Annotated in this window: 15 protein-coding genes, 11 tRNA genes and 1 pseudogene; 23 read left to right on the top strand and 4 right to left on the bottom strand. The window is 42.0% G+C overall.

Annotated elements, in window-relative coordinates; genetic code table 11:
• Positions 1 to 32: 32 nt before the first annotated feature.
• The 12 genes and pseudogenes from EFB00_RS10470 to EFB00_RS10525 all read left to right on the top strand — a co-directional run bounded on the left by EFB00_RS10470 (position 33) and on the right by EFB00_RS10525 (position 1,671).
• Positions 33 to 121: transfer RNA gene (locus tag EFB00_RS10470), tRNA-Ser, on the top strand.
• Between the two features lie 9 nt (positions 122 to 130).
• Positions 131 to 202: transfer RNA gene (locus EFB00_RS10475), tRNA-Glu, on the top strand.
• 14 nt (positions 203 to 216) lie between these two features.
• Positions 217 to 289, top strand: a tRNA-Val gene (locus EFB00_RS10480).
• An 8-nt stretch (positions 290 to 297) separates the two neighbouring features.
• Positions 298 to 373 (top strand) — tRNA-Asp (locus tag EFB00_RS10485).
• 26 nt (positions 374 to 399) lie between these two features.
• A tRNA-Phe gene (locus EFB00_RS10490) sits at positions 400 to 475 on the top strand.
• Position 476: 1 nt separating this feature from the next.
• Positions 477 to 557, top strand: a tRNA-Tyr gene (locus EFB00_RS10495).
• A gap of 3 nt (positions 558 to 560) precedes the next feature.
• Positions 561 to 634: transfer RNA gene (locus EFB00_RS10500), tRNA-Trp, on the top strand.
• A 17-nt stretch (positions 635 to 651) separates the two neighbouring features.
• A tRNA-His gene (locus tag EFB00_RS10505) sits at positions 652 to 724 on the top strand.
• An 8-nt stretch (positions 725 to 732) separates the two neighbouring features.
• A tRNA-Gln gene (locus EFB00_RS10510) sits at positions 733 to 804 on the top strand.
• A 36-nt stretch (positions 805 to 840) separates the two neighbouring features.
• Positions 841 to 911, top strand: a tRNA-Cys gene (locus tag EFB00_RS10515).
• A 28-nt stretch (positions 912 to 939) separates the two neighbouring features.
• A tRNA-Leu gene (locus EFB00_RS10520) sits at positions 940 to 1,024 on the top strand.
• Positions 1,025 to 1,170: 146 nt separating this feature from the next.
• Positions 1,171 to 1,671 (top strand): annotated as a pseudogene (locus EFB00_RS10525) (ClbS/DfsB family four-helix bundle protein).
• 212 nt (positions 1,672 to 1,883) lie between these two features.
• On the opposite strand, the gene EFB00_RS10530 reads toward EFB00_RS10525, so the two are convergent.
• The gene (locus EFB00_RS10530; RefSeq protein WP_122646747.1) at positions 1,884 to 2,615 is read right to left on the bottom strand and encodes a potassium channel family protein; all 732 of its coding nucleotides are present in this window, start codon (positions 2,613 to 2,615) and stop codon (positions 1,884 to 1,886) included.
• 205 nt (positions 2,616 to 2,820) lie between these two features.
• On the bottom strand, positions 2,821 to 3,975 hold the full coding sequence (locus EFB00_RS10535; RefSeq protein WP_122646748.1) for a hydroxymethylglutaryl-CoA synthase: 1,155 nt from the start codon (positions 3,973 to 3,975) through the stop codon (positions 2,821 to 2,823).
• Between the two features lie 183 nt (positions 3,976 to 4,158).
• Between EFB00_RS10535 and EFB00_RS10540 the strand changes: the two genes are divergently transcribed.
• Complete coding sequence (locus tag EFB00_RS10540; protein WP_122646749.1) at positions 4,159 to 6,570, top strand: hydroxymethylglutaryl-CoA reductase, degradative; 2,412 nt, start codon at positions 4,159 to 4,161, stop codon at positions 6,568 to 6,570.
• Between the two features lie 96 nt (positions 6,571 to 6,666).
• Here EFB00_RS10540 and EFB00_RS10545 read toward each other — a convergent pair whose 3' ends face one another.
• Positions 6,667 to 7,371 carry a hypothetical protein gene (locus tag EFB00_RS10545; protein ID WP_122646750.1) on the bottom strand — a complete coding sequence of 235 codons (705 nt, stop codon included), beginning with the start codon at positions 7,369 to 7,371 and terminating at the stop codon, positions 6,667 to 6,669.
• Between the two features lie 211 nt (positions 7,372 to 7,582).
• Between EFB00_RS10545 and EFB00_RS10550 the strand changes: the two genes are divergently transcribed.
• Positions 7,583 to 8,587, top strand: a complete 1,005-nt coding sequence (locus tag EFB00_RS10550) for a nucleoid-associated protein (RefSeq protein ID WP_122646751.1) — start codon at positions 7,583 to 7,585, stop codon at positions 8,585 to 8,587.
• 117 nt (positions 8,588 to 8,704) lie between these two features.
• Here EFB00_RS10550 and EFB00_RS10555 read toward each other — a convergent pair whose 3' ends face one another.
• On the bottom strand, positions 8,705 to 9,061 hold the full coding sequence (locus EFB00_RS10555; protein WP_122646752.1) for a YxeA family protein: 357 nt from the start codon (positions 9,059 to 9,061) through the stop codon (positions 8,705 to 8,707).
• Between the two features lie 246 nt (positions 9,062 to 9,307).
• Between EFB00_RS10555 and tuf the strand changes: the two genes are divergently transcribed.
• The 9 genes from tuf to EFB00_RS10600 all read left to right on the top strand — a co-directional run bounded on the left by tuf (position 9,308) and on the right by EFB00_RS10600 (position 19,496).
• Entirely contained in the window at positions 9,308 to 10,495 is a 1,188-nt protein-coding gene (gene tuf / locus EFB00_RS10560) for an elongation factor Tu (protein ID WP_122646753.1), read from the top strand.
• Positions 10,496 to 10,731: 236 nt separating this feature from the next.
• A complete protein-coding gene (locus EFB00_RS10565; RefSeq protein WP_122646754.1) occupies positions 10,732 to 11,358 on the top strand; it encodes a lysozyme family protein in 627 nt (208 codons plus the stop codon).
• Positions 11,359 to 11,420: 62 nt separating this feature from the next.
• On the top strand, positions 11,421 to 12,266 hold the full coding sequence (locus tag EFB00_RS10570; RefSeq protein WP_122646755.1) for a DUF368 domain-containing protein: 846 nt from the start codon (positions 11,421 to 11,423) through the stop codon (positions 12,264 to 12,266).
• 226 nt (positions 12,267 to 12,492) lie between these two features.
• On the top strand, positions 12,493 to 14,352 hold the full coding sequence (dnaG, locus tag EFB00_RS10575) for a DNA primase (protein WP_122646756.1): 1,860 nt from the start codon (positions 12,493 to 12,495) through the stop codon (positions 14,350 to 14,352).
• Positions 14,353 to 14,368: 16 nt separating this feature from the next.
• Positions 14,369 to 15,475 (top strand): RNA polymerase sigma factor RpoD, encoded by a 1,107-nt coding sequence (gene rpoD, locus EFB00_RS10580; RefSeq protein ID WP_122646757.1) that lies wholly within the window; start codon positions 14,369 to 14,371, stop codon positions 15,473 to 15,475.
• A 178-nt stretch (positions 15,476 to 15,653) separates the two neighbouring features.
• Positions 15,654 to 17,498, top strand: a complete 1,845-nt coding sequence (locus EFB00_RS10585; protein ID WP_122646758.1) for a cell division site-positioning protein MapZ family protein — start codon at positions 15,654 to 15,656, stop codon at positions 17,496 to 17,498.
• Between the two features lie 94 nt (positions 17,499 to 17,592).
• The gene (locus EFB00_RS10590) at positions 17,593 to 18,306 is read left to right on the top strand and encodes an AzlC family ABC transporter permease (RefSeq protein ID WP_122646759.1); all 714 of its coding nucleotides are present in this window, start codon (positions 17,593 to 17,595) and stop codon (positions 18,304 to 18,306) included.
• A complete protein-coding gene (locus tag EFB00_RS10595) occupies positions 18,299 to 18,622 on the top strand; it encodes an AzlD domain-containing protein (protein WP_122646760.1) in 324 nt (107 codons plus the stop codon). The genes EFB00_RS10590 and EFB00_RS10595 overlap by 8 nt, the downstream gene beginning before the upstream one ends.
• Positions 18,623 to 18,632: 10 nt before the next feature.
• Complete coding sequence (locus EFB00_RS10600) at positions 18,633 to 19,496, top strand: CvfB family protein (protein ID WP_122646761.1); 864 nt, start codon at positions 18,633 to 18,635, stop codon at positions 19,494 to 19,496.
• Positions 19,497 to 19,504: the final 8 nt, after the last annotated feature.

Consider the following 19,504-nt stretch of genomic DNA (forward strand, 5'->3'; position numbering starts at 1 on the left):
AAAATTGTAGAGTAATGAGCTTCTTTCACTCGGGAGAGTTGTCCGAGAGGCCGAAGGAGCATGATTGGAAATCATGTAGATGGTAATAACTGTCTCAAGGGTTCGAATCCCTTACTCTCCGTTTTAAACTGGTCCGTTGGTCAAGTGGTTAAGACACCGCCCTTTCACGGCGGTAACACGGGTTCGAATCCCGTACGGATCATTATAATTAAATATGGAGGTTTAGCTCAGCTGGGAGAGCATCTGCCTTACAAGCAGAGGGTCAGCGGTTCGATCCCGTTAACCTCCATAATGACTGGTTCCGTGGTGTAGGGGTTAACATGCCTGCCTGTCACGCAGGAGATCGCGGGTTCGATTCCCGTCGGAACCGCCATTATTATTTAATTAGTTTATTTTTGTGGCTCGGTAGCTCAGTTGGTAGAGCAATGGATTGAAGCTCCATGTGTCGGCAGTTCGATTCTGTCCCGCGCCACCATGGAGGAGTAGCGAAGTGGCTAAACGCGACGGACTGTAAATCCGTTCCTTCGGGTTCAGTGGTTCGAATCCACTCTCCTCCATTTAGGGGCATAGTTTAAAGGTAGAACAGCGGTCTCCAAAACCGTTAGTGTGGGTTCAATTCCTGCTGCCCCTGCCATTTATATTTTGATTACGGCGATCGTGGCGAAGTGGTTAACGCACCGGATTGTGGCTCCGGCATTCGTGGGTTCGATTCCCATCGTTCGCCCTTAACATTGGGGTATAGCCAAGCGGTAAGGCAACGGACTTTGACTCCGTCATGCGTTGGTTCGAATCCAGCTACCCCAGTTCTACATTTACAATTGTAGAAGAAAATAGTATAATGGCGGTATAGCCAAGTGGTAAGGCAGAGGTCTGCAAAACCTTCATCACCGGTTCAAATCCGGTTACCGCCTTAGTACTAATACTATTTACCCTTAACATGCCGGCGTGGCGGAATTGGCAGACGCGCTGGACTCAAAATCCAGTGCCCGTTGAGGGCGTGCCGGTTCGACCCCGGCCGCCGGTATACTTGATGTACCAGTCTTCTTAGGAAGATTGGTACATCTTTTTTTTGATTTTTTTGTAGAAAACAATGGAGTTATCATCATCTTTTAGTTATTCTAACTCTTTTGATACAATGATATTAAATAGTATCGGGAGGGGGACAAGCTTGTGAAAGAATATGCGAATAAAGAAGAATTGATTGAAACAATTCAAGAGAGGTATCAAAAATATATATATCGGAGTTCAATGATATTTCTGAGGATCTGAAAAACTTACATTATGAAGGTACAGATAGAAGTCCATCTGAAAGTTTATCTTATCAATTAGGTTGGATAAATTTGTTGCTGGAATGGGAACGGAAAGAGCGGCAAGGATTAAAAGTCGTAACACCTGCTGAGGGCTATAAATGGAACAATTTAGGAGGCTTGTATCAATCTTTCTATGAAAAATATGGAGGATTGACGTTGAAAGAGCAAGAGCAGCAATTGACAGAAGCAGTCAATGAATTATGCGATTGGAAGTACGCTGTCAGCTGATGAATTATTTACGCCTGAACAACGAGAGTGGTCTATAACGAAGGCTAAATGGCCTGTATACAAGTGGATACATATTAATACCGTGGCCCCATTTACAAATTTCAGAACAAAAATCCGCAAATGGAAAAATTGAATGTCGCAGATGCATCTCATGAGTAAATAGTCGGAGGTAGTTTGTTTGATATGCCAGGGACTTATCGTAAATTTTCTGTGATTAATAAAACTTGTTATCTATAAAATATATTTAGAAAAGTATATAATGATCCCCCCAACTTTCTTAATAAAAACAAGACCGATAGAAATTCTCTATCGATCCTGATTAATGAAAGGAAAGTATTATCTGAATTATTTTTCCTTGTCTGAGTCTGATAGTTGATCGACTTTTTCTTCGAGTTGGTCAACTTTTTTGAGCAGCAGATCGATTTTTTCCTCCAAATCGTCAATCGTCGTTGGATCACCTTGAGAGCTGAAGTATTCAGTAATAGTAGAAGTCAGAAGACCAATGAACCCGATCCCCAGCAGCATGAGCATCACAGCGGCTATCCTGCCCAGGGGACTTGTAGGGGCGAGATCGCCATAACCGACAGTGGTTGCGGTGACTAATGCCCACCAGATCGATTTTAAATAAGAGATATTTTCAGCATAGGAATAGATAGCGGCAGAAACAAGGATCAGTGCCGCTGATACGTACAATACTTGAATGAAATTTTTAGTCTTGAGAAAATCAGATAGATGTTTTGTCAATTTACCGGTAACGCCGACTAGATGACTCAATCTGGCAAAACGAGAGATCCGAGCAATCCTGAAGACTCGCGCGATCCTGAAAAAGGAAAAGATCGTATTGAAAGGAATGATAGCGATCAAGTCAAAAATATTCTTGCGGAAAAATTGTCCTTTTTTATCTGCTTTCCAAAAACGGTAGGCGTAATCTATGGCAAAAATCACCAAGATACTAGTATCGATCGATTGATAAGGTTGATCTTTAAGGGAAATAACAGAAGAAAAATCAAGAACTACTAAAGTAATGGAAATGACGGCCAGTATGGCGATCGTGATGTCGTATATGTGTTTTTTCATAAAATCCCTCGTCTGATAATTTATGATTCTATCAGAAGTCTTTCTTTACTGATAAAAGAGTTGCACTGCAAGTGAGTGAATGCGGCGCTTTTCTATAAATCGATAGTAACAAACCATTTGTAACGTACGCAACTAATTAGGCGCAAAAAGGCCCCGTCGGAAAATCAGCAGATTTTCTGGCGGGGCTTTATTTTATATAGATACTTTAATTTTCCTTATACGTACGGATCGTATTATTGATACCGCGGATGCTGAATGGAGTTGCATCGTTGAAGGATTGATCTTTGTCGATATCTAATGTTTCTGAAAACATCGTTTCATATTCTGAGATCGTCAATTGACTGCGATCTGCTAAAAGCTGTTGATGATAGCTTGGATTTAGCTGCTCTTGGTAACCGGCTGCCAGTTCGCCTGTGAAAAATTCGGCGACCGCACCTGAACCATAGCTGAACAAACCAATTTGGTCTCCGGCGTTAAGGAAGGTACTGTTTTCCAATAAAGAAACCAATCCTAGATAAAGAGATCCGGTATACAGATTGCCGATCCGTCGGCTGTAAACGATACTTTCCTCATAACGCGCCAACAAGCGGTTTTGTTCTTCTTCAGGAAGCTCTGAAATTTGTGCCAATAAAGCTTTTTTTCCCATCTTTGTATAAGGGATATGGAATGTCAATGCGGCAAAATCGTTGAATGTTTTGCCGGTTCTGCGTACGTATTCTTGCCACACCTTACCAAATGAAGCGATGTAGGTTTCATTTGAAAGAGGACCGTCGACGATCGGATACGCATGATTTGTTGGCCGCCAAAAATCATAAATATCTTGAGTCAAGCTGACATTGTCGTCGTTTAAAACTAAGATCTTAGGATTGCTGGAAATCAACATCGCCACTGCACCGGCACCTTGCGTGGGTTCGCCACCGGAATTCAATCCGTATTTGGCGATATCTGCAGCAATGACCAGCACTTTCTTGTCTGGATTTTGCTGGATATGATTTTTCGCAAGCATTAAGCCTGCTGTTGCGCCATAGCAGGCTTCTTTGATCTCAAAAGAGCGGGCGAAAGGTTGGATGCCCATCAACCGATGCAATACTACAGCGGAAGCTTTGGATTCATCGATACTGGATTCCGTACCTACGATGACCATATTGATCGCTTGTTTGTCTTCATCCGTCAAGATTTTTTCAGCAGCATTGGCCGCAAAAGTGATGATATCTTGACTGGCAGGATTGACTGCCATTTGATCTTGTCCGATACCGATATGGAATTTATTAGGGTCTACATCGCGAGCGTGAGCCAAATCGGTCATATCTATATAATAAGGGGGGACGAAGAAACTGATTTTATCTATACCTACTGTCATTTTTGAACTCCTTCAGGTCAAATTTCAATATGATATAAAGGTATCATAATTCTTGTGATTTTTGGAAAAAAAAGCAGATAATTTAAAGTTTGTTAAAATTTTCAACGAGAGTTTCCACTGTAAAGAAATTGTTATTTGTTTTTCTTACTTTTAATGATATATTGCAAATTGGAGGTGTATCTTTTGAAAGAAGTTGTCATTATTGATGCATTGCGAACACCAATTGGAAAATATAAAGGCGCGCTGAGCAAAAACAGTGCCGTGAATTTAGGAACACAAGTAACGAAAGCATTGCTGGCACGCAATCATGGGATCAAAGATGCGGTGGAGCAGGTGATCTTTGGTAATGTACTGCAAGCCGGAAACGGTCAAAATCCCGCGCGGCAGATCGCAGTGAACAGCGGACTTTCGGTAGAGGTCCCAGCGTCCACCATCAACGAAGTGTGCGGATCGGGGATGAAAGCGGTGATCTTGGCGAAACAACTGATCCAATTAGAAGAAGCTGAGGTCGTGATCGCCGGAGGAACCGAGAGTATGTCTCAAGCCCCGATGCTGGCTCCTTATCAAGCAGAAAACGGCGAATACGGCGAACCGGTTCTAAGTATGCTGCAAGATGGGCTGATGGATGCCTTCAGCGGCACGCATATGGGTTTGACAGCAGAGAATGTGGCGAAGAAATTCCAAGTGACAAGAGAACAGCAAGATCAATTTGCTTATCAGTCACAAATGAAGGCCGCAAAAGCTCAGGCCGCTGGATCATTTGATCCGGAAATCATACCGGTCGAAGCAGGCGATGTACAGGTCAAAGAAGATGAAAGTATTCGGCCTAATACGACGGTAGAAAAACTAGGCACATTGCGTACGGTCTTCAAAGAAGATGGCACGGTGACAGCCGGGAATGCATCCACATTGAACGATGGTGCTTCAGCGATCTTATTGGCTTCAAAAAGCTACGCGGAAGAACATGGCTTAGAGTATTTAGCAGTCATCAAAGACGCGGTAGAAGTTGGGATTGATCCTTCTATCATGGGGATCTCACCGATCAAAGCGATCCAAAAACTATTGGCAAAAAATCAAATGGATATAGAAGATATCGATTTGTTTGAGATCAATGAGGCGTTTGCAGCTTCATCGACAGTTGTTGAAGAACAATTGGGAATCGAGGCAGAGAAGGTCAATATCTACGGCGGCGGTATTTCATTGGGACATCCTATCGGTGCTACCGGCGCGCGGATCTTGACGACATTGAGCTATCAGTTGAAGGAACACGGTAAACGGTACGGAGTCGCTTCGTTATGTATTGGAGGCGGGCTGGGACTAGCAGTATTGCTGGAGCACCCCGAGAAAAAACAGCCGTCAAAGTTTTATGAGCTGACACCCGGACAGCGCTTGACTCTTTTAGAAGAAGAAAAAAAGATTTCTAATTCAACAAAAGAAGAGTTTCAAAAGATGGCGCTGGAAGAGTCTATTGCGGATCATTTGATCGAAAATCAGATCAGTGAATTTTCGATTCCTTTAGGTGTCAGCCGTAATGTACAGGTAAATGGACGAACTTATACTGTCCCGATGGCTACCGAGGAACCTTCTGTGATCGCCGCCTGCAGTAACGGTGCGAAGATCAGCGGTAATTTTAAAGCAACGGTAACCAGTCGATTGATGCGAGGACAGATCGTGTTTCAAGATGTTCACGATCCTCAAGAACTGATCAAAAAAATCCATGAACGAAAAAAAGAGATCAGTCAGAGAGCTGATGAAAGCTATCCGTCGATCTTAAAACGCGGCGGTGGTTTTGCCGGTTTGGAAACGCGGATATTGGACGGAGATTTTGTTTCGACAGATATTTTTGTAGATGTCAAAGACGCGATGGGAGCCAATATCGTCAATACGATTCTTGAAGGTATCGCAGGAGCGTTTCGAGAATGGTTTCCGGAAGAAAAGATCCTATTTAGTATTTTAAGTAATTATGCTACGGAATCGCTGGTTCGTGTCGAGTGCAAGATACCGTTTGACCGATTGGCGAAAAAAGATGGTCATTTGATTGCGGAAAAAATCGCTGCGGCGAGCCGTTATGCGGAAATCGATCCGTATCGAGCGGCGACTCACAATAAAGGGATCATGAATGGTATCCAAGCGGTAGTATTAGCTACGGGGAATGACACGAGAGCAGTAGCTGCCGGCTGTCATGCGTACGCTGCTGGCAATGGTGCCTATCGTTCATTGAGTCGCTGGGAAATAAAAGACGATCAGCTGTGGGGCTCTCTTGTGCTTCCTATGGCAGTGGCGACAGCTGGCGGAGCAACTAACCTTTTACCGAAAGCCAAGGCTGCGTTGGAGCTCTTAGGCGTTGATAATGCTGTTGAATTAGCAGAAGTGATCGCTTCTGTGGGCTTGGCGCAAAATCTCGCTGCTTTGAAAGCATTAGTCTCTGAAGGGATCCAAAAGGGTCATATGGCTTTACAGGCTCGTTCTTTGGCGATGACTGTTGGGGCTAAAGGAGATGAAGTCTCCGAGATTGCAAGCCGATTACAACAAGAAAAAGTTATGAACCAAAAGACTGCTCAGGCGATTTTAGAGGAATTGCGAAAACAAAGATGATAGAATAAAAAAACAACCGGACGTTAGACGATCCTCCTACAAGAGTACTCGTCAACGTTCGGTTGTTTTTTTGTTAGATTCACTTTAAAGCAATGATTAACGCTCAGAAAGAGGTGTTTCAGAAAACTGTTGGATCAACGGGATAACTTCTGTTTTCAGCTTGTATTTTCTTTCTAAAGCTTTTTCGATCGTGTATTCAGCGACTGTTGTTTTAGAAATGGTGGCTAGCAGACGATCTTCTTTGCCTTTTTCTTTGACAGCGATCGAGTCAGCATCCTCAACAAAGAATTTCGGGAATTTTTCGATTTGTTTTGTAAATTCTTCGTAACTCATAGCTGAAGTTTCTGATTTTTCGGCAGTTTCTGCTGCTTCTGTTGTTTCAGCAACAGGTTGTTCAACAACAGTTTCTTCAATGGCTGGTTTATCTTCAGCTGGTTTTACAGGAGCTGCTGAAGGTTCAGCTGGCGCTTGTGATTGACGAGCAGGTGCCCAATAACCAGCGACTTCACTTGCCAAGTTAGAAGCGAAGCGGTCCATCAAGCCTTTTTCTTGTTTTTGGATTCTTTTCAGTACAGTCACAAAGTTCTCATCCATAGGAACAGACAAGATTTGTTCTTTGTGTGTTTCACCCAATAATTCGATCGTCATTTCTTTTAATTTCTTAGGATCAATATAAACTTTGATGTTTAAGTGATGATTTTGCTTTGCAAGCTGCTCGATTTTATCGAACAATTGCAAACGGACTTGTTCAAACGAAGGGCGAAATTGTTTCATTAATTTTTGGATTTGTTTTTTCTTCATCGTATTCTCCTTTAATCTGATACCTTCTGTATTATAAGAAAAAAGTTGAAAAATGAAAAGGAAAAAATGAAAAAAACTTGAAATGATAAAGTTTTCTCCGCAGTTTTTTAGATTTTTCCCACTCTCCGCTGCTTTTTTATCTTAAAAGTGAAAAACCACTTGTTTCTTGTTTTGTTTTCTACTACCCTAAAAAAGAAAAGGAGCAGTGAGAATGGATATCTATTTAAAAAAGGCGATCCTGCATGTTGTGGATCGCGAAGCGGGAACACCAGTGATCTCGCAAATCGAATTGGATCTAACAACAGAATATATTCGGGAATATTTAACGAAAAAGATCCAAAAATTAGCAACACCGCAAACAAAAACCGGTATCTTGATGGAAAATTCAAGTTTTGCGGAAATGGCTAAGGAAACGATGACCAATTTTTCAGAAGGCAGTGAAAAGCTGCTTCAACGCTGGTTCGACAGTTATCAGCAAAGCGAAGATGCTCCCAGCGCGGACGTCTTTATTGTTTTATACGAACAAGACACGATTCAGCATCTAGCCTTTTTAAAGGTCAACTATACGCAAGCTTTCACCCATTATGTAGACGCGCAAGAAGAAGGGATCGCCAATAAACTGATCATCAATCGGGCGATTTTAGGAAACAAGACGCAAAAGGCAGACGAAGGGATCGCGGTGAATCTGAATGATCTGAGTTATGAACTCATCGAGAAAAAATATACCTTTTCAGGAGAAAAGATGTTTTATTTTTCTACGAATGTGATCGAGACCCAGCCGGTTCCGTCGTTGGAAGAAAATGTCAAAGTCATGAAACGTGTGGCGGAAAAAATCGGCGAAAAATTCGAAGCGCCGAAGCATGACGTAGCTGCTGATATCAAAGAAGCCGTGTATACCTCCATTGAAGAAAGCGGGCAACTGGCGATCAAAGAAGTTGCGCAGCATGTTTTCAAAGACAATATCACCGCACAAATGGCCTTCCAAGAAGAAGTACTGGAAAAGGGTGTAGCGGATCAGACGCCGATGCTGCGGGAAGTCAAAGAAATCACAGAAAAGAAATACGGCAAACAAAAATTGAAATTATCCAACGGTATCGAATTGATCGTACCGCTAGATGTTTACCGTAACCGTGATCTGATCGAATTTGTCAATAATCCTGATGGTACGATTTCCGTGACCATCAAAAATGTCGAAGATGTCATCAACAAGCTGTGATCTTCAAAGATGGCGACAAAAAATGTCCTGCCATGCCTGTGTACTCAACGAGTCTTTCGGTGCATGACAGGATATTTTTCATTCATTTTAGTAGCGAAATAGAATCAGCTTTGGGAATCATTCCAATTTGTCCAGTGCTTTTTTTGGTACCTCTTTTTGAGAAACTTCTTCCCAGCTTAGAACCCCTTTACGAGGGTTGACCTTTAATTTTAAGTAGGCGTTCAATCGCAAAGGCTGATCTCGTGACTCATGAAGTTCGACCGTCGTTTTTTCTCCTTCCTCATTATAGGCAGGCTGGTCTTCATAATTATATACAGTGTACGTCTCGCCATTATCAGCTGTTTCACTGGTTTTTTCCCCATTTGTCGTGATCTTTGTGTAATAGCTGGCTCCGCCATAAAAATACTGATAGCTGTAAAAACAGCCGCCAATAAAAATAATCAAAAGCAACACAATAGGTATTGTTTTTTTCAAGTTCTTCACCTCGGTACCATTATTCTATAAAAGCATGGAAACGTCCAATGAAATGTCTAATGTATTCAGATCGCGAGGGTAAATTCTTGACTTTGACTAAAATTGACCTATAATAAAGACAGATTTAAAACTTACAAAAAATAAGAAACTTCTCAAGTGTAAATTTTTTACAATTGTAAGCAAATGTCTATAATAAGGATTATAAGCCCAAGGAAACTTGGAACCAATCCACAGGAGGTTTTACACATGGCAAAAGAACATTATGATCGAAGCAAACCACACGTTAATATTGGTACCATTGGCCACGTTGACCATGGGAAAACAACATTGACAGCTGCTATTACAACTGTTTTAGGGAAAAAAGGACTTGCGAATCCGCAAGATTATGCAAGTATCGATGCTGCTCCGGAAGAACGTGAACGCGGGATCACGATCAATACTGCACACGTTGAATACGAAACAGAAAAACGCCACTATGCTCACATCGATGCTCCTGGGCACGCGGACTATGTAAAGAACATGATCACTGGTGCCGCTCAAATGGATGGAGCCATCTTAGTTGTTTCCGCAACAGACGGTCCAATGCCTCAAACTCGTGAACACATTTTGCTTTCACGTCAAGTAGGTGTAAAATATCTGATCGTCTTCTTAAATAAAACTGATTTAGTTGATGATGATGAATTGATCGACTTGGTTGAAATGGAAGTTCGTGAATTATTATCTGAATATGGTTTCCCAGGCGATGATATTCCAGTGATCAAAGGTTCTGCTTTGAAAGCATTGGAAGGCGATCCAGATGCTGAAGCAGCCATCATGGAATTGATGGATACTGTAGATGAATACATCCCAACACCTGAACGCGACACAGACAAACCATTATTGCTGCCTGTCGAAGATGTCTTCTCAATCACTGGTCGCGGTACCGTTGCTTCTGGACGTATCGACCGTGGGGAAGTTAAAGTCGGCGATGAAATCGAAATCGTCGGGATCAAACCTGAAACACAAAAAGCTGTCGTTACTGGTTTGGAAATGTTCCGTAAAACATTGGATTATGGACAAGCCGGCGATAACGTTGGTGTCTTGCTTCGCGGGATCACTCGTGACGAAATCGAACGTGGTCAAGTTATCGCAAAACCAGGTTCTATCACACCGCATACGAAATTCAAAGCTGAAGTATATGTATTGACGAAAGAAGAAGGTGGTCGTCATACACCATTCTTCACCAACTATCGTCCACAATTCTACTTCCGTACAACTGACGTGACAGGGAACATCCTGTTGCCAGAAGGCGTTGAAATGGTAATGCCTGGCGATAACGTAACGATCGATGTTGAATTGATCCATCCGATCGCTGTTGAACAAGGAACGACTTTCTCTATCCGTGAAGGCGGACGTACAGTCGGTTCTGGTATCGTAACAGAAATCGAAGCCTAATAAAGAGTTGTGACCACAGTCACTTTAAATAACCGAAGGACAAGATAAATCGTCCTTCGGTTATTTTTTTGCGAATAAACGATCGGTGATTCGGAAATAACAAAAATGTATTTTTTTATAATTAGACAAATCTTTTATTTTTATTAATTTTAGTCGCAAAATCAGGTGAATGGTGGTTCAATCTCAAAAGAAATAGTACTATATGAAAATAGCTTAAAAAATTTGGGATGGTTCAGATGAAAACAACATTACGATGGTTAAAATATCTAGGGATGGCAATTCTGCTGCTTTTTATAACTGCTATGATAGCATTAGGAGTCAGAAATTATTTGATCTTGCGTCAAGTACATCAATTTGACCAAGAAGTCGCGCAAGCAGCTGAAAAACATGACATCTCTGAATATCAAGATTTAGTTTCTGCTATTATTTTTACGGAAAGTAAAGGAAAAGATGTCGACATCATGCAAAGCTCTGAAAGTGTTTATGGTGATCCGGGGAAGATCACTGATACGAAGGAGAGTATTGAGCATGGCGTGAGCTTTTTAGCGCAAGCTCTAAAAAAAGCAAAAGAACAGGGCTGTGATCTTTGGACGGCTGTTCAGGCTTATAATTTCGGTTTGGATTACATTGATTTTATTGCTGACAATGGCGGGCACAATACATTGAAGCTGGCAGAAGAGTATTCCCGGGATGTCCTTTCGCCGATGTTGGGGAATACTGACCAAAATCAATACCGCTATTGGGGGATTCGTTCTTTATTTTACAATGGCGGACGTCTGTATCATAATGGGGGCAATCTATTTTATGCAGAGATCGTCAAGTTCAATCAACTCAAAATCCGCGGGACCAGTTTTCTTTTTTAACTTGATTGGTTTGGGGAATATGATACACTAGGAAAGAAATATTTTTGCAAGGAGCGTACTAGATGGAAACGGTAGAGTCAAAAAAACAAGGAGCCACAAAAGATTGGCTATTACGATTTGTTAAAGGAATGTTTATCGGTTCAGGATTTATTCTTCCCGGTGTCAGCGGCGGCGCGTTAGCTGCGATTTTTGGGATCTATGAACGGATCATCGCTTTTTTAGCCCATATCACAAGAAACTTCAAAGAGAATGTTCTATTCTTTATCCCAGTCGGATTGGGCGGTGTTACAGGAGTCTTCCTGTTGTCTTTTGCGGTCAGCTTTTTACTAGGTACTTATGAAACGATTATTTTATGGTTCTTTGTAGGTTGTATCATCGGGACCGTACCGGCGTTATGGAAAGAAGCCGGCAAAAAAGGACGTTCGACTCGCGAGATCGTTATTTTGATCGTCAGCTTTGTTTTAGGATTTTTATTCTTATGGAAAGGCTCCGGTTTATTCTCTCATGTCGATCAAAACTTCTTTACGTGGATGATCGCAGGCGGTTTGATTGGTTTGGGGATGATCGTTCCAGGATTGAGTCCGTCAAACTTCTTGGTTTATATGGGCATGTATAAAGCAATGTCAGATGGTATCAAGGAATTGAACTTTGGAGTGATCATACCGATCGGAATTGGCGGGATCGTCACAGTCTTAGGATTATCCAAAGTCATGGATTACATTTTCAGTAAAGCGTACCCGCAATTGTTCCACTTTATCTTAGGAGTGGTCTTTGCTTCAACAGTTATGATCATACCGACAGACTATCAAGGATTTTCAGCAGGCAGTTATATCGGCTGCATCGTTTTATGTATAGCAGGGGCGGCATTAGGCGCTTGGATGAGTAAATTAGAAGACAAATATAAATAATACTCGAAGATCAATGATGAAGGGAAAAAACATCATTGATCTTCTCATTTTTAAGGAGAAAGTGCCGAATAAAAAACTTGAAAAACAACGGAATTATGGTAGAATGAACATGTATAATTGTGCCATTCTCAAAATCGCGCTGATCTCGGTTAGTGCGATTTTTTACCGACATTCATTATAGAAACAAATAAACTCGTCTTAGCATTTCACGCAGGGGGTGAGTATGATGGCAAAAAGGATTCCTCAGTCTGTTATTGAGGAAATTCGTACAAAAACAAATATCGTGGAAGTGGTCGGGCAATACGTCCAGTTGAAAAAGTCAGGGAAAAACTATTCCGGCTTGTGTCCATTTCACGAAGAAAAAACACCTTCTTTTTCCGTAGCGGAAGATAAGCAGATTTTTCACTGCTTTGGTTGCGGTCGCGGCGGAAATGTTTTCGGATTTATCCAAGAGATCGAAGGCGTCTCGTTTCCAGAAGCAGTCGTCAAGATCGCTGAATTGGAAAACATACCAGTCGACGAACAGTATCGAGAAGTGGAAGTGGTCGAAAATTCTCAAGCTCGTCAGCTGATCGGCCTTCATGAAAAAGCCGCAGATGTTTTTCATCATATGCTGATCCATACTGCTGCCGGACAGCAAGCGCTGGATTATTTGCTGGAACGAGGGTTGACTCAAGAACTTATCGAAACATTCCAGATTGGTTTTGCACCAAATGAGCGCCAGTTTCTGGGACAGATTTTCAAAAATGAAAATGTACCTGAGACGCTTTATCCGCTTTCCGGATTATTCGTCGAACGGGAAGATGGGACGTTTTCGGATCGTTTCTATCAACGCATCATGTTTCCAATACGAAACCCGCAAGGAAAGACGATCGGTTTTTCCGGCCGTTTCTTGCCTACGAAGGATTTTCCGGGGAAAGATCAGCCAAAGTATCTGAACAGTCCTGAGACAGAGATATTTACAAAACGGGAAGTCCTGTTCAACTTTGACAAAGCACGAAATACGATCCGTAAAGAAAATACGGTTTTCTTATTCGAAGGCTTTATGGATGTGCTGGCCGTCTGGCGGGCAGGGATCCAAAATGGGATCGCCAGCATGGGAACCAGTTTGACAAATCAGCAGATCGCGGCTATCGAACGTGCCGCCAAAGAATTGGTGATATGTTATGATGGCGACTCAGCAGGGGTCGAGGCGACCAATCGTGCGGTGGAGTTGTTGCACACTCACAGCCGTCTGCGCTTGACAGTTGTCAGCCTGCCAGAAGGACTGGACCCGGATGAATATGTACAAAAATATGGAGCAGAGGCGTTTCAAGAATTAGCGTATCATGGACGTGATACCGTTTTTTCATTTAAGATGATGTATCATCGTCTGCACCACAATCTGCAAAATGAAAAAGAACAGATCGACTATGTTCAAGAATTGTTGACAGAGTTGGCGAAAGTCGATTCGCTGATCGAACAAGATCGTTACCTTACTCAATTATCCACAGAGTTTCAAATAAGTCGTGAAACATTGCAGCAGCAGCTGCGACAAATCAAGCAGCTGCAACGCATACAAAGTGATGAAAACAAGCAACAGAGACGAAATGATACAGGTGAGATCCGTGGAACAAAATCACCGCCTCTGACTGGTGTTAAAGCACAGCGGCTGACCCAATTGGAAAAAGCCGAACAGCTCTTGTTGAATCGCTTGTTCAGTGATTCCTTCCTCAACCATAAGTTGAAACAAGAAGGATTGCAATTTGTTCATGAAAGGTATCAGGAGATCTATTTTCTCTATGATACGTATATTGAAAGCAACGGGAATTTTTTATTAGCAGAGTTTCTGGACTTTTTAAAAGATCAGGAAATCAAAAATAAAGTGATTGAAATTGCCTATCTCAATGTTCCGGAAGAAAGTTCAGAACATGAGATCCAACAATTACTGCGAATTTTCAAAAAGGCCGCTATCGCTGAAGAAATCAATAAAAAAAGAATCCAGCAGCAAGAAGCCAGCCAAAAAGGAAATCAGCAAGTAGAATTGGAATTGGCTATTGAAATAATAAACTTAACAAAAAAGATGAAGCAAGCCGAATTACATTGAAGGGAGCCTTCTTTTTATGGCAAAACAAACAAATACTGATTACGATAAAGCGGTGGCAGAATTTATTCGTGTGAATAAAACCAAAGGGCAAGTCGTTTACGATGAACTATCCAACACATTGGCGACTCCTTACTCCTTAGATGCTGACGCAATGGACAAACTGATCCAAAAAATTGAAGATGCAGGAATCAGCGTCGTTGATGAAAACGGCGAGCCATCGATCCACAGCTTGAAAAGCAACGAGAAAAAAGCGGAAGAAGCAAAACAAGAAGACCTTTCTGCACCAACAGGCGTAAAAATCAATGACCCAGTTCGGATGTATCTAAAAGAGATCGGTCGCGTACCATTGTTGACGGCGCAAGAAGAAGTCGCTCTTGCTTTAAAAATCGAAGAAGGCGATCAAGAAGCCAAACAACGTCTTGCAGAAGCCAACTTGCGTTTGGTAGTAAGTATCGCAAAACGTTACGTAGGACGCGGAATGCAATTTCTTGATTTGATCCAAGAAGGAAATATGGGCTTGATGAAAGCTGTTGAAAAATTTGATTATCGTAAAGGATTCAAATTCTCAACTTATGCTACATGGTGGATCCGTCAAGCCATCACTCGTGCGATCGCTGACCAAGCGCGTACGATCCGGATCCCTGTTCACATGGTAGAAACCATCAATAAATTGATCCGTATCCAACGTCAATTATTGCAAGATTTAGGTCGGGAACCTACGCCGGAAGAAATCGGCGCAGAAATGGATCTGCCGACAGAAAAAGTTCGTGAAATCTTGAAGATCGCTCAAGAACCCGTATCTTTGGAAACACCGATCGGCGAAGAAGACGATTCTCATTTAGGTGATTTCATTGAAGACCAAGAAGCTACCAGCCCAGCAGAACATGCGGCATATGAACTGTTGAAGGAGCAACTAGAAGATGTTCTTGATACATTGACTGACCGAGAAGAAAACGTGCTGCGTCTGCGCTTTGGCTTAGATGATGGCCGGACACGGACATTGGAAGAAGTCGGAAAAGTATTCGGTGTGACACGGGAACGTATCCGTCAGATCGAAGCAAAAGCGTTGCGGAAACTACGCCATCCGTCTCGCTCAAAACAACTGAAGGATTTCTTGGAATAGGATTCTTTTGAAGTGGGAGAAAAAACTTTTAGAAGTCTTTTGAGGCTTTTAAAAGTTTTTTTGTTACAAAAGAAATCTACATAAAATAAATTTAAAGAAAACCTAATGTTCTCACTATTGGCGAATAATTCATAGTATGATAGATTTAGTGCTATGAAAGTAAAGGAGCAAGAGAATAGTGATCAACAAATGTCCACAATGTGGTTTTGAACCTGTGGCAGAAAAAATGATTTGCCCCAATTGCGGTTTCGAAATCAAGGAAAATATCGCACAAAAAATTGAAGAACAAAATGAACAAAAAGATACCCATAAAAATGATAATATTACTTGGTCAGACTTTAAAGACGTATCTATCGGTTCGGTAATGGAAACGTTTAATGAACAACATAGTCTTAAAGATGACGAAGAACCTAAAAAAGAATCGGCAGAACCGGAAGAACTCAGCGAAAATCCGATTTTATCTGCCTATATCCGACAACATAAAGGGGAAGAAGGCGAATCGGTAGAAGAACTGATCGCTAAAGGAACCCAGGTTCAACCGGAAGCAGACTCTGCAACGGATGAACAAGAGGATGAAAAAGCAGAACAAACTGTATCTGAAGAGACAGAACAACCAACAGATCCAGAAGATATGGATGACATGACAGATGTTACAGCTGAGACGATCGAAGCGGAGAGTTTATCTGCGGAGGGTACTGATTTGGTTTCAGAAACCGAAGAGCCTGCTGAACAAATCGTTCCTTCAGAGATTGAAGAAACAGAAAATGAGACAACACAGTCAACAGAACCTCTTGAAACTGAAGAACCTATTCAGGAGACTCCAGTTGAAGAACCAAAGGAACAGACTACTGATCCTGCGCCAGTACAAGAAGCGCCAGAACAACACAAAAAACCTCGTCGTTCCCGTACACCTTACGTAGCGGCTGCGGCAGTTATGGTTTTAGGTGTCGGCGGCTGGCTGTTTTATGATCATCAGGAAAAAGTCGCAGCGGCAAAAGCGGAAGCGCAGCGTGTGTCTTCTGCTCTTGAAACGATCCAAGGGCAATTGGATCAATTCTATACTGATAAAGACAATCAGTTTATAAAAGAAAATAAATCAATGGCGGAATTGGAAACTATCAATGCCGATCTTGCCCCTTATAAAAAGGAAAAAGACTATGCAGCACTTCATAAAACGTATGAAGATATAAAAGGAAAAATGCACATCGTTGATGAAGTCAATCAATTGTTCGACCGACCAATAATCGTTGGCGACCAGTTGGATAAAAAAGCGGTCAACCTGTCAAGTGAAGCGGTCAAACTGGAAAAACCTGAAGGCCAGACACCTTTTGATACGTTGGTAGCACAAGCAATTGATCAGGCATCAAATCAAGCGAACGCTAACCAACAAGCAGATGAGGCTGTCGCTAAAGTCTATCAAAAAGATCAAGTGGCAAAAGATGCGACACGTAAAAATTACGAAGCAGCTAAAGAAAAAGTTGCTAAATTGCCAGACAGCAGCAAAAAAGAAGCTTTGACAGCTGCTTTGAAACAAGTTGATTCCTCTCTGACTAAAAAGGAAACTGCTGAAAAACAGGCAGCAGCTAAAAAAGCAGCAGAAGCAAAAGCGGCAGAGGCGAAAAAACAAGCAGCGGCTGCCCAAGCAAAAGAAGCAGAAAAACAAGCTGCTTTACCATCTGAAGCTTCACCGAATATGCAGACAAACAGCAACAACCAACCAATTTTAGGAACAGTTCCAAGTGATGTAGCAGATGCGGATAATCCTGCATGGCAATGGGCTCCAGGTGTCAAAGAAAAAGTTTTGGCTACTTGTATCGCTCGCGGATATATCGTTGAAGGCGGCTATACATTGGAAAAAGTACGCATTGAAAACGGTGAAGGCTACTATAATCTATTTGCTACCAATACTCGTTCAAAACTGATGAAGGGTATTTCAGATGATGCATTGCCGTTTTATCTGGTGACTATCAACTGTAAGACTGGTTATTTCCGCGGCAACGGTTCTGACCATACTGTACGCTAAAAACAGAAGAGTTTTTATTTTCTGAAAATTACTTGTTCCCCCTCTTTTTTTCCGTTATGATGGGTTCATTCAACGAAAAAAAGAGGGGCTTTTTATGCAGAGAATACAAGAATCGGTCATGAACGAATTCATTGCCGGAATAAAAGCGTGTGTACCTACGATGCTGGGCTATCTGGGAATCGGTTTTGCGGCTGGTGTCGTCGAAAAAGGAGTCGGATTATCCCTTATTGAGATCGCGCTTTTGTCGTTGATCGTTTACGCAGGCAGCGCGCAATTTATTATTTGCGGATTGCTGGTGATGCAGGCACCGTTATCTTCCATCGTGATAACTGTTTTTTTAGTGAATCTCCGTCATCTTCTGATGAGTTTGTCAGTGGCCGGCTATTTTAGAAAAGAAAAATGGTATACCGTACTCGGTTTGGGAACCTTGTTGACAGACGAGTCTTATGGTGTTTTAACGACATCCCTTCAAGAAAAACAGCCTGTGACAGCAGCATGGACCAATGGATTGAATGTCGCTGCCTATTTAACATGGCTGATTGCGAATCTTTTAGGCGGTTTGTTTGGACAGTTTATTCCTGATCCAGCGGCTTTGGGATTGGATTTTGCTTTAACAGCGATGTTTCTTGGGCTTTTCTTGTTCCAAGTACAGCTTCCGCTGAAAAAGCGGACCGCTCAAACATTGTCGGTCTTATTAGTAGTTGTCGGGTCTCTTGTTTTATTGATGCGTATAACTACTGGAGAATTGGCTGTGATCGGAGCTACGCTTTTAGGTTGCTTGACAGGGACGGTGTTGGCAGATGATTGATGGAAGAATCTTATGGATGATCTTTTTGTGCGGGATCGTTACTTGGATCCCACGGGTGCTGCCTTTTGTTTTTTCCCGAAAATTGATTTTTCCTAAAAAGATCCAAACCTTTTTGAGCTTTTTACCTTTATCGATTTTAACGGCACTGTTTGTGCAAAGTTTGCTGGAGATCCGCCAGGGAAGATTTCCCAGCATAAAATTAACGGAAATACTTGCTTGTATTCCCGCTTTAATGGTAGGTTACTATACGAAGGACCTAATGAAAATCGTCGTAACAGGAGTGGTGTCTATCGCCCTCTTACGACTTATACTTTAAGGAGAAAAAAATGGAAGAATTACTTGCTTCAGTTTTTACTGGAATCATCACCGATGAAAATGATACCCATTATTTTGTACAAAAAAACGGACAGACTTTTCGCTTGGCGAAAACAGAAGGGGAATTTCAATTAGGCATGGCGGTTGAAGGATTTGCTTATTTGAATCAGAACCAAACACCTTGCTTTACGACTGAGATCCCTAAAAGCCGCAAAGGTCATTACGCCTATGGAACAGTTACCGAGACTCGTAAAGATCTTGGAGTCTTTGTTTCCATCGGTCTTCCGGATAAAGATATGGTGGTATCTTTGGATGAACTGCCGACTATGCGGGAACTTTGGCCGAAAAAAGGCGACCGTTTGATGGTGGCATTGCGAGTGGATCACAAAGAACGGATCTGGGCGACCCTTGCGGATGAGAAGATTTTTCGTTCATTGAGCAAGCGGGGAACGGAAGATATGAAAAATCAAAACAAAGTCGGAACCGTTTTTCGATTAAAATTAGCAGGAACCTATCTGTTAACAGATGATTTTTATATTGGTTTTGTCCATCCGTCAGAACGTTATCAAGAACCGCGTCTTGGTGAGATCGTAAAACCTCGAGTGATCGGAGTCCGTCCAGATGGTGTCTTGAATATGTCATTGAAGCCTCGAGCTCATGAAGCGATCAACGATGATGCGGCGATGTTGTTGGCTTATCTAGAGCGGACTTCTGAGAAAAAAATGCCTTATACGGATAAATCCGCGCCGGAAGAGATCAAGCAGATGTTTGGCATCAGTAAAGGCCAGTTCAAACGGGCGATCGGTCATCTTTTAAAAGAAAAATATATTGAGCAAAAAGACGGTGTAACCTATTTATTGAAAAAATCTAATTGAGAATCCCT

Origin of the sequence: Enterococcus mediterraneensis (assembly GCF_900604485.1) — a bacterium.
Classification (GTDB): domain Bacteria; phylum Bacillota; class Bacilli; order Lactobacillales; family Enterococcaceae; genus Enterococcus_C; species Enterococcus_C mediterraneensis.